This is a genomic window from Pedobacter sp. AK013 (assembly GCF_014205835.1).
GTDB lineage: Bacteria > Bacteroidota > Bacteroidia > Sphingobacteriales > Sphingobacteriaceae > Pedobacter.
This window is the reverse complement of sequence record NZ_JACHCQ010000028.1, coordinates 23,300-38,774: the sequence shown is the minus strand read 5'-3', so window position 1 is coordinate 38,774 and position 15,475 is coordinate 23,300. Positions and strand designations below refer to the sequence as shown.

Genomic DNA, 15,475 nt, shown 5'->3' with positions numbered 1-15,475 from the left:
GTGGCCAATACCTTACAATTATTAAAGTTTGTCCCAACCAACCCATAGCTACAAAACACAAATTTATATGGCTTCTTGCAATCCCGAATAGTACGACAAGCTAAGCCCCCTAAAACCCGTAGCAGGATGCTCCCAATTTTTTCAATTGGAACAGAAGCGAGGACGGGACTGTACAAACCCAAATGCTGCTGTCACCCCTTTCCAAAAATATGATAAACACTGGCAATAATTAATATAGCTGGCAGTCAGTTAACCAATTTAAACAATTAACCGATTAACCATAATGCAATTGGCAGTTTGCAGTACTAATAAACAAATGACCAGTGAACGAATGAACTATAACTAAATTTCCCTTTCTTTGCCTTGATGAAAAAATATTTTCTAATTATTTTACTTACGCTCATTTCAGGAAGTTCATTCGCACAGATGAAACTGATCAGGAAAATGCTCTCAAACGAAAAAGATACTACACGTAAAGCCAGCTTTTTACCATTACCGGCCTTTGGCTATAGTCAGGAAACAGGGTTTGAATTTGGTGTCGGGGCCATTTATTCATTCTATATAGACCGGAAAGATACATTGAACCGCAGTTCCAATTTCGCCTTAAACACTACTTACTCTACTAAAAAGACGGCTAATTTTATGCTTAAGGGCGATATGTGGACCAAAGGGAACAAATACCACTTTATCGGCGATATCCGCTTTAAAAACCAGCCCTTTAACTTTTACGGCATTGGCAATAACGCTAAAAAAGCAGATGAAGATAAATTAGATCAAAGGGTTTTTAAAACACTTTTCGATGCCGAAATGAATACTTTGCCCAAAGCTTATACAGGTGTTTCATTAGGTTTTGAGAATTATCATTTTATAGACAGGCAGCCCGGAGGTATTTATTCCACTAGCCCACTAATTTTAGATAAAGATGGTGGCTCGGTAGCATGGATCGGTGCATCTCAAAGTTACGATACCCGCAACAGCAACAACTATCCCACCAAAGGTTTTTTCGGTAGGGCAACCTATCAATATGCACCAGATTTTTTTGGCGGGGAAAGTTTCAATGGCTCACAGATTAAGCTAGATCTTCGTGGTTTCTTTAGTTTAGCACCAAAAGTGGTTTTGGGTGTACAAGGCATTTATTATACCATACAAAGTAAAAGTACACCATTTTATTTATTGCAACAGCTGGGCAACGACCAGATGATGCGTGGTTATTACAGTGGCCGCTACCGTGATGAAAACTTAATGGCTGCGCAGGCCGAGATACGCTACCGTTTTATGAACCGTTTTGGTATTGTAGCTTTTGCAGGTACCGGTAAAGTATTTGCAAATAGCCAGTTTAATGGCGACGGATTAAAACCAAACTTTGGCCTTGGTGGTCGTTACTTTTTTGATCCGGCAAAAGGTTTAAGTGTACGTCTTGATTATGGTGTGGGTGAAAAACTACCAAATGAAAAACGCCAGGCAGGATTTTATATTAGTTTAGCGGAAGCGTTTTAGCGCATGGCGGATGAAATATCCTTAGGAGCTTGTCATTCGGGGTGCAGAAAAGAATCCTTTGACTGTAAATTACTGCCTTGTAAAAGATTCTTCACTGCGTTCAGAATGACAGGAGGATGTTCTTTGATAACAAGGGTATACACGGAAGAATACTGATTCTTTAAATTTTGATTCCAAGGCTATTTGTGAATTGTCATCCTGAGCGTAGTCGAAGGATCTTCCATTCTTAATTATTCCTCCTCCGCTCCTCTTCATTACCCAACTTCTTATCCTGCTGTTTAATTTTTTCATTGCCAAAATTATAACGGAAGGTAATCTTGAGTTGGCGGCTATCGTAATAGTTATTGTACTCTTGCCTGATATTATTGATCAAACTGCTAAAACAGTATCGATTTGTTTTTAAAACATCGGTAGCGATAATCGCTAATTGTATCTTTTTATTGAGTAATAATGTTTTTATGCTCAGATCAAGGTTGTATTGGCTTTTATTCCGATTCAAGCCATCAACCGTAGGAAATTGATACCAAAAACTGGCTTCACCTAAAATGGTTTTCGATTGGTTAAAAACAAACTGGTTTAAGGTAGAAAAATAAGCACCAAATCCATTCAGGGCACTTAGGGTCTGCGCGATGCTGGAATTAGCTGCATTGTAAAAAACATCCAACTGGTTGGTACTTTCCCAACCCTTTATCATATTAACAGTAATTGAGTTGCTCCATTGATAATGATAGCCTGTTATAAAATTCACAGGCTTGGCAGCTTGAATCTTCGTGAAAGCATCGATAAAATTAACATCATTAAATCCGTTTGCGGTTTTGCTGAAAGATAATGAAGTGGTATATATATTATTATAGGTATGAGAAAGTTCGATATTATCGTTATAAGATGGCTGCAAAAAAGGATTGCCTTCGGCATAGGCATATTGATTGCTGTACCAACGGAAAGGATTCAGTTTGCGGTACGGTGGCCGGTTAATCCGGCGACCATAGTTTATAGAAAAAGTATTTTTAGCATTTGCCCTATAAACCACATACCATGTTGGGAAAAGCTGAAAATAATCCCCTCTATTGCGTTCATTAACTGAAATTCCATCAATCTGTGTGTATTCACCTCTTAATCCGGCTTGAAAATCCCATTTTTTGATCGTTTTATTAAAATTAGCATAAAGGGCTTGGGTATTTTCCTGGTAGTTGAACAGATTAGTTTGTTGTCGATCAATTTCATAACTACCGTTAATAAATTTGTAAAAAGCAAGATCACTTTGGTTGCTTATAAAACTCAATTTCGTACCAACAGATAATTTAAAGGTTTTATAAGGAAGATCTACATCGGCTTTTAAGGTATATAAATCTATACTTTGCTTACTGGTCGACAGGTATTCGGCAAAAGAATTTGGAATCACCGTTCCACTTTGAAAGTAACTGGTATTATTAAAAAACCTGTTTTTATCATCAGCATATCTAAACCAATCGCCATTAATGGTGAGTTGTTTACCAGCCGAATCTAAAGCTTGTTTTAAATAAATATTCGCCGAATGATAATGCGATCTGATTTTGGCATTGGCATCCGAAATTAGTACAGAATCTAAATTGCCTGTTTTGTTGTAAATTCTAGTTTTAATGTTTTCCTCAGAATAAAAATTGGTTAGCCCGCCATTGTACGATAATCCTAATAACGTTTTTTTAGAAGCCTGATAATCAACCCCCACTTGACCGCCAGGTACTGTTCTGAAATTCCGGTCTTTATTTACAATATTCCAGCTTTGTGTGGGATAAAAAATATCACTTTGTTCAAAAGGAACAATAGATCCTTGCCTGATATTAAAGTTTGTGGAGAGTATAAACTTATTTTTCCGATAACTCAAATTTCCTCCTGCAGATACTGTTGGATAAGTAGCTTGTGTAAAAGCTATATTTGCTGATCCCCTAAAGCCTTCGGCGGTAACTTTCTTAAGCACGATGTTAATCACCCCGTAATTTCCTTGCGCATCGTATTTGGCAGGCGGATTGGTGATGACTTCAATCTTATCAATGCTGGCTGATGAAATTGATTTCAAATAATTCGACAGTTCATCTGCTGATAAAGGCACCAATTTATCGTTGACCATCACATTAACTCCACCTTTACCCACTAACGCAACCTTATCGTTTACCACACGCACTCCAGGTACTTTCGAAAGTAGTTCCAGGGCATCTGTTCCGATTGCCGAGATACTATTTTCGGCATTGAAAACTGTCCTGTCGATCTTTTTCTCAATCAATGCTTTTTTAGCACCAACCTGAATATCGGCAAGTGTATCGGCATTTCTTTGAAGCTGAACTTTAATGATCGTATCAGCTGTTATTGTAACTAAACGGTTCAGGCTTTTAAAATTGATTACAGAAAAAACAACCGCATATTTCCCTGATGGTAATTTAAATTGGTATATGCCTAAACTATCGGTTTGCGTATAAAATACTTTATTTTGAGCTCCAGAAATTTTAACCGTAACAAATGGCAAAGCTTTAAACTCCTCATCGGCTACCTTACCTGAAAGATTAAACTGTGCCAGGGAAGAGAAACCAGAAAAAAGCGTAATAAAAAAGAAAATATACCTGAGCATCTAGCGGTTTGAATCGGCTCCATATAATTTGGCCTTTTTAGTTTTTATATCAAAAACCAAACTATCGGCATTTATCTTAGTATCACCCGAGATCATGGTTGCATCGTTCACAAGTACTCTATTGTCTTTTCTATTATAAACAATTTTAGATCCCGATAACTTTACCTCGTTATAGAATAACATTGCATTTCCGAACAGAGATACGATTGATTTATCCCGACTTATTCTAACCGAATCTTTGGCAATATAATCTATATTGTCATTCAGCTTTATTAGAAAATCCCTCCCATGCCCCGCACCATTTATATTCACTCCTATTTTACTTTCGCCATTTTCTACACTGTAACTACCTTTGTTGAGGTCAAAGGTAAACAAGGTTGATTTTATTGTACTTTTCCCATCGAGCGTTTTAAGAGTAGCATTCCTGGCAAGTATTTTATTATTAGCCTTGTCAAATTCTACATATCCGGCTTCCAATCTACAGTTTACAATATCGATAACAGCGTTCTCTATATAATAAGTTTTAGTCCTTACATCGCCCCTCAATTTACGATATGAAATGATTTTAGGCTTAACAGGCTTAGGTTTAACTGTATCAGTTAGCACTTCTTGATTGGATTTAACCTGTGCAGATTTATATGTAACAAGAGCACTCTGATGATTTTTCCCCGAAGATATGGTTTCGCCCGAAACGTTCTTTATGCTGCTGGTACCTGTAGATAATATCTTTCCTTCTTGCACCAATAAGCCACCATGTTTTAAACCAACCATTTTATTGGCATATACTACCTGTACAGCAAATAACCAAAACAATCCCACGATAACTGGTAATGCCAATAGGTATATCAATTTTTTCATGTTATTAGATTTTGCGTAGAACAACATTTTTATCCGGTCTTTAATGGGGCTTTTCACAAAGTTGTGGATCAATGTATTGTTGGTTTTGGTTACCGCAAGCTGAAGTAACAGACTGGCATAAGCCTGATTACCAAAACTAGCCGAAGTAATTTCATCGGCTTCGTATTCGTGCACCTGTTCTAAAGCTTTATCATATAAGTAAACTATGGGGTTAAACCATAAAATGGCTTTAAAAACCATTAAAATAATTTTATCTATCGAATGGTATTGATTAGCGTGTACCTGCTCATGTTTAAGCAAAACTAATAAACCCGCCGTGCTTAAATCTTCATGATTTATAAAAACATAATTAAAAAAGGAACAATTGGTAAAACCTTCGCTTTTGCTGATCAGCTTTAGGCCATCGCTATTTTTGGTGTACCTACCGGTATGCTTAAGCAACCCTAACAGTTGCCATAGGCAGGCCAACAATAAAAGTGAAGCAGTACCAACATAAATGAAATACATCACCACCATCCAGTCGATTTGAGGCCTTACTTCTGGCTGGTACTCCAACATAATGGGCTGAATAAGCTGCGTTGGTGCTGGAGTTGCGGGTTTTATTTCAGGTATCTTAGCCGGAGCCTCAGTTTCCATCGTTTTTATTTCGCGCTTAACTTCAAGCTGCAAAGAAGGAATAATAAAACTCAGCAATAGCGTAGCCAGCAAATAAAATCGGTTGATTTTAAAGAAAGTCAGTTTTCTTAAAACCAGCAGGTAAAACCCAAAGAATAACACCGTACAAGCGGTAACTTTAAGCAGGTAGGTTAAGCATTCCATAACTATAATTTTAACAGCCCTGTTTCGAAAAAGCCACAAACCCATCTAAAATCAAATTACTGATTTTTCGGATATTTTTCTCCTGATTGATGTAATCAAGGGTCTTCCTCTCTGATATATTTCCAAGCTCGATTAAAACAGCAGGCACCTTAGATTCGCGGAGCAATAACAGGTTCGCATTTTTTAACGAGTCTCTTACTTCAAGCCCATTTAGCTGTTTTAACTTGCTTAAAATACCAGCCCCCAGGTCTTCTGCAATTTTAATATTAGTGTTCTGTTTCGAAACATAAACTTCAATTCCGCCGAAAGGCACAGCTGCATTTGCAAGTGTTGCATTATGGTGGATGGAAATAAAAGCCGTAGCCTCCTGTTTCGGTAAACGATCGCGAAGTGAAATAAACTGGTCAGAATTTCTTGTTAATATTACTTTAATCCCTCTTTTTGCAGCTTCTTCCTTTAGTATTTTTACCGCCCTTAGGTTTAGGTCTTTTTCCTTTTGTCCATCCAGGGCAGCTATTGCACCATCTTTTCCGCCATGGCCGGCATCAATAACCAATGTAGGCTCCACTTCATTAAAAGCAGCATTTGGATTAACCTTGATATTGCTGTTTAAATAGTTCATCGCATAAACATTTGGCTTTGTCGGCGCATCTGCTAAAGTCTGGTTCTCTGCTAATGTTTTCTCAACAATAATTTCTTTGCGGTTTACAAATGCCATACAGCAAATCATAAAAACCGGAACAATGGCTAAATAAACAAGCTTTTGCAGCTTTGTATTGGGTTCTTTGTACAACATCATAATTCTATTTTTTAGTGGAAGTTTACTAAAACTATTAATGGCTAAATTTTGGTTCGGCATAGCCAGATCTAAAAGTAAAGAAGCATAAATCTTCTTATCTACAACTTTTGAAGTCTCCCGATCGGCCAGAAATTCATGATTATGATCAATGGCATTCCGCCAGAAATAAATAATAGGGTTAAACCAAAGGATTGCAGTAACGAAATTGACTAAAAGTTTGTCTGCAGCATGCAGCTGCTTCACATGAACCGATTCGTGTTTGATGACCAGATTCTTTTCATCGAGTTGCAAGGAAGAGTCGACAATAATCTGGTTAAAAAAAGAACAGTTTTTTATGGTAGATCTCGCATCGACCAAGATAATGGCACCACTTCTATCGATAGCATGTTTACGCAATTGTATCTGAATACGTGCCATCATAAAAAGCATTCTAAAAATAAGGGCCGCTAAAATGGCGCAATAACTGTACAAGAGCAATTCATCCCAATTTAGGTTATTGCTAGCTGCGCTGCCTTTATCTACAAAATCCTGTTCAACAAAACCATCATCGCTATAGGCTATTTTTGAGGGAATCTCTTTGTTGGCTATCATTTCTTTGTGGCGGCTTTCGATGGTAATTGCAGGAATGCTAAAACTCAATACCAGCATCATTAATAAATAAACACGGTTCAGATTAAAAAACGTGAGCTTAGCCAACAATAACTGATAAGCAGCAAAAAATATCAGTGTACAGGCAGAAACCTTTAACAGATAGATTAAAATCATGGCTTCGGATCTTGGTTAATGATTTTCTTAATTTCTTCTATATCCTTTTCACTTAGTTTTTCCTCTTTTACCATAAAAGATAGAAGACTGGTTGGAGAATTATCAAAATAACCAGAAAACAGTTTAGAGAAAGTAGTTTTGGCATACTTGTCTTTTGTAATGGCCGGAAAGTACTCGTATGTTTTCCCATAAGCCTTATAATTAACATAACCTTTCTTCTCTAAAAGCCTAACAATTGATGAAATGGTATTATAGGGTGGCTTAGGCTCCTCTTCCAGTTCATCAATAATATCTTTCACAAATGCTTTTTGCAGTTTCCATAAAATCTGCATAATACGCTCTTCTGCTTTGGTTAATTCTTCCATACCCAAATCTATAACTTATTTTTCAGTTTTAAAACTAAAAAACAAGTTATATTACTGAAAAATCAGTTCAAAAATATAATACATTGATTTACAAACAAATAAAAGAGCATTAGTTTATTTAAAAACGTGCATACTATGTTCTTGGCGGGTGAAGCCCTGCCATTCGCTATAGCCCTCATGAAAAATTCGGGGCTACCGCTGCTGTCAGGTTTATAATGAAAGGTTTGCTCCTGACATGGAGCCAAAAAGCATCTAAACCTAAGGGATAGAAGCGGGATACTTTTTGGAGGTCACCCTGAGCGGAGTCGAAGGGCAGCCAAAAGAACTGGACCGTTCATTTCCCAATCCTAAACATTCACGCTTTTTTATTTGAAAACGAACGGCTTGTGGTTCTTGGCGAATGAAGCCCTGCCATTCGCTATAGCCCTCATGAAAAATTCGGGGCTACCGCTGCTGTCAGGTTTATAATGAAAGGACAGCTCCTAAAATGGCGCAAAAAGGCATTTACCCCTTGTTCCTAAACCCGATCGAAGCGAGATGCCGATTCTTCATCGGCAGAAGCGGGAGCGGGACTGAAACCAGCCAAAAGAACTGGACTGTCCATTTCCTAAAAACTGTTGTAATTGCTGAGCATAAATCTTTCTACGCCCCCACTCCAGCTAAAACATTGAATTTTAAAGATCCTTCACTGCGCTCAGGATGAAAAAAATAGCGATATGATAGATCTCTCCACTTCACGATGCTTCGGTCGACGCTTCGTTATTTGCTTAACCCAGCCAATGCATTAATGGTTAACGCTACAATTACGGTATTAAAAATAAAGGCAATTAAACTATGTAATAGGGAAAGGCGTCTGATCTTCCTGCTCGAAATTTCGACATCCGAAACCTGGAAAGTCATGCCCAGAACAAAAGAAAAATAAGCGAAGTCAACAAAATCGGGTTCATCGTTACCTGGAAACTCCAGTCCTGCCCCTTTTTGATCAATATGTTTTTTCTTACTATCGCCATAATAAAGGTGCGCATAACGCACGCTAAAAGTGGTGTGCACCAAAAACCACGACAAAAACATACCTGCAATAGCCACAACCAGATCGAGTGTTTCGATATCTTTATTAATTAACAGCAGAATTACCGCAAGCAAACCCGCAAAGGTAGATACCACAACAACGGCAAAAATTTCTCCACGGGTTTCATCCTGCATTTTGGCCTTTAAATGAGTTTCGGCAGCAGATGTATGAAAAAACATATACCAGTGCAGGGTTATTAACACCACACAAAGTACATTCCAGCCTAACATAATGTGCGTTAGTACCCCCATTTTAAACAGAAGCGAAAATAAAAAAGCTGCTATTCCCGAAAAAAGGCTGAGCAGTAAAATAAACAACGCTGATCGTTTTTGAATACCTGCCAGTTTCGGTTCTGCTTTCATGAATTAAAATTTAAGTTTAAAGTGTTCTTTAGCTTGTCCTTTTTTAAAGAAAACCAAACCAATCCAGAATAAGTCTACCGTTACGGTAACATCAGGATGGTTTTTAATTTCTGCCCAGGCTTCTTTCATCCCTTCGCTCCAATAAATGTCGTCAAAAATCAGCAACGAATTTTCATTAATTTTGGGCAAACACCATTTAAAATAATTCAGCGTTGCATCTTTACGGTGGTTACCGTCAATATAAACGAAATCTAAACTAGGCTGTCTGGCAATAATATCGGGTAGGATTAAATCAAAATTGCCCACGTGGAGTTCAATATTCTCTAAATTTAGATCCTGAAAATTTTTCCTGGCTACTTCTGCTGTTTGCGGGCAACCCTCTATAGTAATAACCTCTGTCTGAGGATCTGTTTTTGCTAAATAAGCAGTGGTAATACCCAAACAGGTACCCAATTCGATCGCACTTTTCGCTTGGGTATTTTTGGCTAACCGATAAATAAGCTTGGCTAACCTTGGGCTTTTTAACGCATTCTTGGCAATCTGACTTACCTTCTTTGTGCGGTTTTTATTGAGGTGAGAGCCCGCTCCAAGGTCTGTAACGGTGATTATCGAATCGTCATTAAAAAGTTTTTTTCGCTGCTCTTCTATGTTTTTGTATTCAGATTTGTCGGTAAAATCGTAAATTACCTCATCAGCTAGCTTGTACACGAATGGAGAGTGTGTTCCATGTCTGCTTTTTGCTGTTAAACGGTGTTTAAGGTAATCTGTAATAAATTGAAATAGCATAATATTGCAAAAGTAATTAAACACTGCAAACGTAGGTATGTTTTATGGAAAATAACGCAGAGATAAGTGCTTTAGTAAAACTTTTGGATGATCCAGACGAGGAAGTATTCCATCATGTAGAGAAGAAACTGCTTGAATATGGCGGTGAGGTGGTACATTTTTTAGAAAATGCATGGGAACAGTCTTTTGATGGCTTGTTACAGGAGCGGATTGAAAATATTGTTCACCAAATCCAATTTAAAACGGTTAAAGAAGATTTAAACTTATGGTATTTAAGCGGTGCTTTTGATTTATTGCAAGGTGCATTAATTATTAACAGGTACCAATATCCTGATTTAGATGAGCAAAAGGTAATTAACCAACTGGAAGAAATTAAAAGAGATATCTGGTTGGGCCTTCAATATGAAATGAGTTCGGTTGAAAAAGTAAAACTGATCAACCATGTTTTGTATCAACAATATGGTTTTGGCGGCAATACTAAAAATCACCATGATCCGCAAAATTCTTATTTAAACCAGGTACTGGAAAGCAAAAAAGGCAACCAGATTTCGTTGGCCATTATCTATTCTACCCTGGCACAGAAATTAGATCTACCCATTTATGGCATCAATTTGCCGCAGCATTTTATTTTAGGTTATATAGATGATAGCAAACAGGAAGGAACCGAATACGGCGTACTTTTTTACATCAATGCCTTTAACCGTGGTAATATTTTCGGTAAACATGATGTTGATCAGTTTCTTCGTCAACTTAATTTAGAGGCCCTGCCCGAGTACTATAGACCATGTAGCAATACTGATATTATCCGCCGCGTAATCAGGAACCTGATTTCGGCATACGAAAACGCTGGTGCAACAGAAAAAGTGGCAGAACTAACCGAATTACAAAATATTATTGCCGAAAAATAACCGTTTAATTTTAGCACGTGCATAAAAAGAATATCTATTACACCACCACATTCAGAATTAGTGCTTTTGTGATGCTAGGTCTGCTATTAAGTTTTAATGTAAAAGCACAAAAAACAATAAAGCCCAATGTAATTGCATATTATACAGGGCAAAATACAGTGATAGATAGCTTCCCAATTGAAAAATTGAGCCACCTGATTTACAGCTTCGGGCACTTAAAGGGTGACAGCCTGAATATCCGATCAGCTAAAGATTCTGCACTGATTTCGAAAATGATCAGTTTAAAAAAGCGTAATCCCGATTTAAAGGTAATGATTGCCATGGGCGGTTGGAGTGCTTGCCAAAACTGCTCCGAAGTATTTAGCAGGGCTAACGGACGGAAAACATTTGCTAAAACCACTAAAGAAATACTCGACTTTTTCCATGCTGACGGGATAGATATTGATTGGGAATACCCGGCGGTGTTAGGCTTTCCGGGGCATCGGTACACGGTAGAGGACAAACACAATTTCACTTTATTAATTAAAGAATTACGTAAAAAATTAGGCAAAAAGGCAGAAATCAGTTTTGCTGCCGGTGGTACAAAAAACTGCATCGATTCTTGTTTCGAATGGGATAAAGTAATGCCTTTGGTAAACCGGGTTAATGTAATGAGTTACGATCTGGTAAGCGGATATGCAACACTAAGTGGTCATCACACGCCATTGTATGCTACCACAAAACAATCTTTATCAGGCGATTACGCAGTAAAAACACTAATCGATTTAGGCGTACCCAATCAAAAAATTGCATTGGGGGCAGCATTTTATGCCCGTATTTTCGAAAATACTACAGATTCAGGCCAGGGTTTATATCAACCAACAAAATTTTTAAGAGGTGTTTCTTTTAAGGATTTCAGCAAACAGTTTTCAGCAGAAAATGGCTATACCTATTATTGGGATGAGACAGCCAAAGCACCATATTACTATAATCCACAAACGAGGTATCTCGCTACTTTTGATGATGCTAAATCAATTTCATTAAAAACCAAATATGTAATTGATCAAAAATTAAATGGCATCATGTTCTGGGAATTAACTGATGATGCTTATGATAACGGCTTACTGGATGTGATTGACAAAACAATTAAAGAGTTATAAGGAACCACCAAAGGTTATCACCCAGTAATTTTGTGCCATGCCTGCACCTGCCGCTTTATTCTTAACATCCATCATTACTTTACAATGGCTTACACTATTTTTCCACGCGGTAATAACCAGATCAACCTCACTATATCCCCTGGCTAAATTTTCGGCCCTAAAATCACCTGTATAACCTGCGCTCAGTGCCCGCTCCTCAGGGGTACCACCATCTGGAGATAAATGATCAAAATAGTTCTGTTCTGCCATATCTTTCGCATGGTTTATTGCAGCATTTTGCAATTGGATATTTAAAGATAAATCAGGCACTGGCGGCATATATTCAGTACCGCAATTACATCCGCGCTGTCTGAGTAGATTAATCTTATCAATCAGTAAACTAGCATTACCTTCTGGCACCGTTAGCTCTTCCTTTTTGCACTGCACCAATAAAACGCAAAGCCACATACCAGCAAGGATGATTGGGTATTTTTTCATATTTTATTTAACACTGCAAATGGAGGCAGCTATAATGCTACCTCCAAATTAAATATTTGTTTTTATAAATTAGAAAGCCCTTTCTCTACCCAGGTAAATGTTTTTACCTGTATAAAAAGTATTACCAGATGGACCAGGAGAACCACTATCACCTTCCATTTGCATGTTGATGATCAGCCACATAGGTTTGTTTACAGAATTGCTCATGGTATGTTTAGCCACCCAAACATTATCGATATAATAATGGCAGTCTACATCTGTTGCACTTACTTTATTGTACCAGCATTTATAGTTATGATATGAGCCAGCATTAGAGACAGCTGTAAGTTTATTCTCCCAGCCGCCATCATAAGTATTCTGCCAATTGGTATTATTGCCTTTAAACTCCATAATATCACTTTCAGGCGGCCATGAATTAACGCCGGTAATCCAGAATGCGGGCCAGGTTCCTTTACTTGTTGGCACAGCAAAATCGCCTGAAATGGTATAACTCGGGAACTGATCGTTAATTAAAACCTGTTGCTTGGCATGGCATGCGCCAGAATTATACCAAATGGCCACATTGGTAAAGCCGTTAGCGGTGCTGTTTCCAGGGGATGAAGCTAAACGGGTAGCTTTAATGGTCAATACCCCTCCACTCAACGAGATCTGGTTATGATTAGTACTACTGCCCACCATACGCGCGGAACCGTTATGATCGGTGCCCCAGGGATAATTATAATTCCATTGTGCCTCGAAACTAGTGTAATCGGCGAAAGAGGCACCATCAATCAATGTTTCCCATGCTTTAACCTGACCTTTTTCTGCTTTAACTTCTTCTTTATCTTTTTTACAAGATAAAAGCCCGGTAAATAGGCATACCCATAGCAGGCACCATTTCATTGTTTCTTTTCTCATTTTTTTGATTTTAGATAAATATTTGGTTAATTGTAAAAGCTTTACGCTTGATCTCAACTTCATAAAAACCCGAAAATACAACCACATTTACAATCAATAAACTGTAAATCAGCTTGTACCTAATGAGGTAATTTGGTTAGATCACTCGCAATACATCAAGGCAAAACTGACATGCATGTAAGCAAATTTATACAGACCTTTACTAAAAAATAAGGGGCTAAATCGTAAAAATAGAGTGGTAAAATGGGAGTTGTACTTCGTTTCCTGAAAAAACAGTAAAAACCATATAAAGCAAAAGCCTGACCACAAAATTATGATCAGGCTTTTACTATTGGTTTAAATTCTATTTACAGCTATAAGTTAAAACGAATTTTCCGTTGTAGGTCCTCGTTTCTGCTGGCCCGCCTGAAGGATAAAAAGTAGAGGTATTGATATAGTTTAATGCAGTAGCATTTCCTTTAGAATCATATTGATATGTGTATGCTAAAGTCTCGTCATTAAATGGATCTCCATCCTGATCGACGGTTTTTGATACGCTTTTAATCAATACATTTTTAGATTGTTTACCAAAGTATCCACCCGGAAAATAATCAACATGATATGAAAGGGGATCGGATATTTCGTAAACATTCATTGCAATTTCGTTCGAGTAGGTGTAAGTTGTCGTTTCCTTATAACCACCTTGAGCAGCAAGTGAAACAGCGCTTACCAAATTACCATTTGCGTAGGTTAAGTTATCGGTCGTGCTCAATTCGTTATTTAAATAGTTTTTTACCTGAGTTAAATAGCCATCAGCATTGTAAGTATATTTGCGGGTGTAATCATAAGAAATACCTCCAACTGTAATTATGCCATTGCTACCACTCGAAACTGCCTTTCCGTTTTCGAGCACAATTTCTGCTACCTGGCCATTTTCATCGGTAGCGGTAATTTTATTGGTGGTATAAACATAGGTATTGGTTTCAGCACCGCTGGTTAGCTTCGAAATACGGCCCTGGGCATCATAGTTAAAAGTTATAGCATAGCTCCCTAAAAAATCGATATCGGCTTTTAAACTGGCTAGCTTACAACCGTTTCCGTTAGGATCGAGCTTGGCATTCCAATTAATTTCTTTTTTACAACCTGCTATTGCAATGACTGCCACCAGGGCTACCATTACATATTTAATTGTTTTTTGCATTAAAATTTCCGGTTAAGAGGTTAAAATATCGGCAAAGATATTAAAATTTCTCTTTTTTCATCCAGATTGCCAACAAGTTAAACCAATCTACATCAGACGTTTTGTTAATTAAACCAAAACCATGACCACCATTTTCGTACAGGTAAATATCGGTATCTACCTTATTCTTCTTCAGTGCCTCATTCATGAGTAAACTATTTTCATAAGGCACCGTTTTATCATCTTTAGCGTGCACTAAGAAAGTTGGAGGCGTTTTTTTGTTTACATTTTTATTGGCAGAGAAATAATGTTTTAAACTATCAGCCGGATTTGGTCCCAACAAATTTTTCATGGTACCAGTATGTACTGATTCTTCGAAACTGATTACGGGGTAAATTAATGCAGCAAAATTTGGTCTCAGATCTATCTTTTCAGGGTCTGAAATTTTAAGATCGTTATAATGAGCCAGCAATGTAGAAGCAAAATGCCCTCCTGCAGAAAAACCCATAATCCCAATCTTATTAGTCTTAATCTTATATTTTTTTGCATTTTTTCTAATCAGATAAATGGCTTGCTGCGCATCCTGCAAAGGGCCATAAGTTTTATCAACCATAATCTGATCGCTCGGTAACCGGTACTTCAATACAAAGGCGGTAACCCCAATGGCATTAAACCTTTTGGCTACATCGGTTCCTTCATGACTAAAGGCAAGTGAATGGTAACCCCCACCGGGACAGATAATTACAGCTGTGCCAGTTGCAATATTTTTAGGCGCTTCGAAAACAGTAATGGTAGGTATTGATACTTTTGTAACACTTAAAGTGCGATTTGGGCGTATTTCGGTATTTTCTACATAATCAGCAGGTGTGGGCTTAGCGCCCGGAATGTCGCCAGCATACAACGGGATTACTTCTTGTGCTTTCACATTGATTATTAAAAAGGATAGAACGATCAGGGTTAAACTAAATTTCAT

General features: G+C 37.7%; 13 protein-coding genes. 3 read left to right on the top strand and 10 right to left on the bottom strand.

Going from position 1 to position 15,475, the window contains the following annotated elements; translation table 11 throughout:
* The first annotated feature begins 366 nt into the window (after nt 1–366).
* A complete protein-coding gene (locus HDC90_RS17995) occupies nt 367–1,497 on the top strand; it encodes a BamA/TamA family outer membrane protein (RefSeq protein WP_184468879.1) in 1,131 nt (376 codons plus the stop codon).
* Between the two features lie 226 nt (nt 1,498–1,723).
* On the opposite strand, the gene HDC90_RS17990 is transcribed toward HDC90_RS17995, so the two are convergent.
* The 6 genes from HDC90_RS17990 to HDC90_RS17965 form a co-directional block, all read right to left on the bottom strand.
* The gene (locus HDC90_RS17990) at nt 1,724–4,099 is read right to left on the bottom strand and encodes an outer membrane beta-barrel protein (protein WP_184468877.1); all 2,376 of its coding nucleotides are present in this window, start codon (nt 4,097–4,099) and stop codon (nt 1,724–1,726) included.
* Nucleotides 4,100–5,776, bottom strand: coding sequence for a M56 family metallopeptidase (locus HDC90_RS17985; protein ID WP_184468875.1), 1,677 nt, complete (start codon nt 5,774–5,776; stop codon nt 4,100–4,102).
* A gap of 10 nt (nt 5,777–5,786) precedes the next feature.
* Nucleotides 5,787–7,340: an N-acetylmuramoyl-L-alanine amidase gene (locus HDC90_RS17980; protein WP_184468872.1), complete on the bottom strand. Its 1,554-nt coding sequence runs from the start codon at nt 7,338–7,340 to the stop codon at nt 5,787–5,789.
* Nucleotides 7,337–7,705 (bottom strand): BlaI/MecI/CopY family transcriptional regulator, encoded by a 369-nt coding sequence (locus HDC90_RS17975; protein WP_184468870.1) that lies wholly within the window; start codon nt 7,703–7,705, stop codon nt 7,337–7,339. The genes HDC90_RS17980 and HDC90_RS17975 overlap by 4 nt, the downstream gene beginning before the upstream one ends.
* A 759-nt stretch (nt 7,706–8,464) precedes the next feature.
* Complete coding sequence (locus HDC90_RS17970) at nt 8,465–9,136, bottom strand: DUF1345 domain-containing protein (protein WP_184468868.1); 672 nt, start codon at nt 9,134–9,136, stop codon at nt 8,465–8,467.
* Between the two features lie 3 nt (nt 9,137–9,139).
* Nucleotides 9,140–9,922 carry an O-methyltransferase gene (locus tag HDC90_RS17965; RefSeq protein WP_184468866.1) on the bottom strand — a complete coding sequence of 261 codons (783 nt, stop codon included), beginning with the start codon at nt 9,920–9,922 and terminating at the stop codon, nt 9,140–9,142.
* A 44-nt stretch (nt 9,923–9,966) separates the two neighbouring features.
* Between HDC90_RS17965 and HDC90_RS17960 the strand changes: the two genes are divergently transcribed.
* Together HDC90_RS17960 and HDC90_RS17955 are read left to right on the top strand one after the other, a co-directional pair.
* Nucleotides 9,967–10,830 carry a transglutaminase-like domain-containing protein gene (locus HDC90_RS17960; protein ID WP_184468864.1) on the top strand — a complete coding sequence of 288 codons (864 nt, stop codon included), beginning with the start codon at nt 9,967–9,969 and terminating at the stop codon, nt 10,828–10,830.
* A 17-nt stretch (nt 10,831–10,847) separates the two neighbouring features.
* Nucleotides 10,848–11,969, top strand: coding sequence for a glycoside hydrolase family 18 protein (locus HDC90_RS17955; RefSeq protein WP_370576645.1), 1,122 nt, complete (start codon nt 10,848–10,850; stop codon nt 11,967–11,969).
* On the opposite strand, the gene HDC90_RS17950 is transcribed toward HDC90_RS17955, so the two are convergent.
* From HDC90_RS17950 to HDC90_RS17935, 4 genes are all read right to left on the bottom strand, one after another.
* Nucleotides 11,964–12,446 carry a CAP domain-containing protein gene (locus HDC90_RS17950; protein ID WP_184468862.1) on the bottom strand — a complete coding sequence of 161 codons (483 nt, stop codon included), beginning with the start codon at nt 12,444–12,446 and terminating at the stop codon, nt 11,964–11,966. The genes HDC90_RS17955 and HDC90_RS17950 overlap by 6 nt on opposite strands.
* Before the next feature lie 69 nt (nt 12,447–12,515).
* Nucleotides 12,516–13,343 carry a glycoside hydrolase gene (locus HDC90_RS17945; protein ID WP_184468860.1) on the bottom strand — a complete coding sequence of 276 codons (828 nt, stop codon included), beginning with the start codon at nt 13,341–13,343 and terminating at the stop codon, nt 12,516–12,518.
* 343 nt (nt 13,344–13,686) lie between these two features.
* A complete protein-coding gene (locus HDC90_RS17940) occupies nt 13,687–14,523 on the bottom strand; it encodes a DUF4595 domain-containing protein (RefSeq protein WP_184468858.1) in 837 nt (278 codons plus the stop codon).
* Nucleotides 14,524–14,563: 40 nt separating this feature from the next.
* Nucleotides 14,564–15,475, bottom strand: a complete 912-nt coding sequence (locus HDC90_RS17935; protein WP_184468856.1) for an alpha/beta hydrolase — start codon at nt 15,473–15,475, stop codon at nt 14,564–14,566.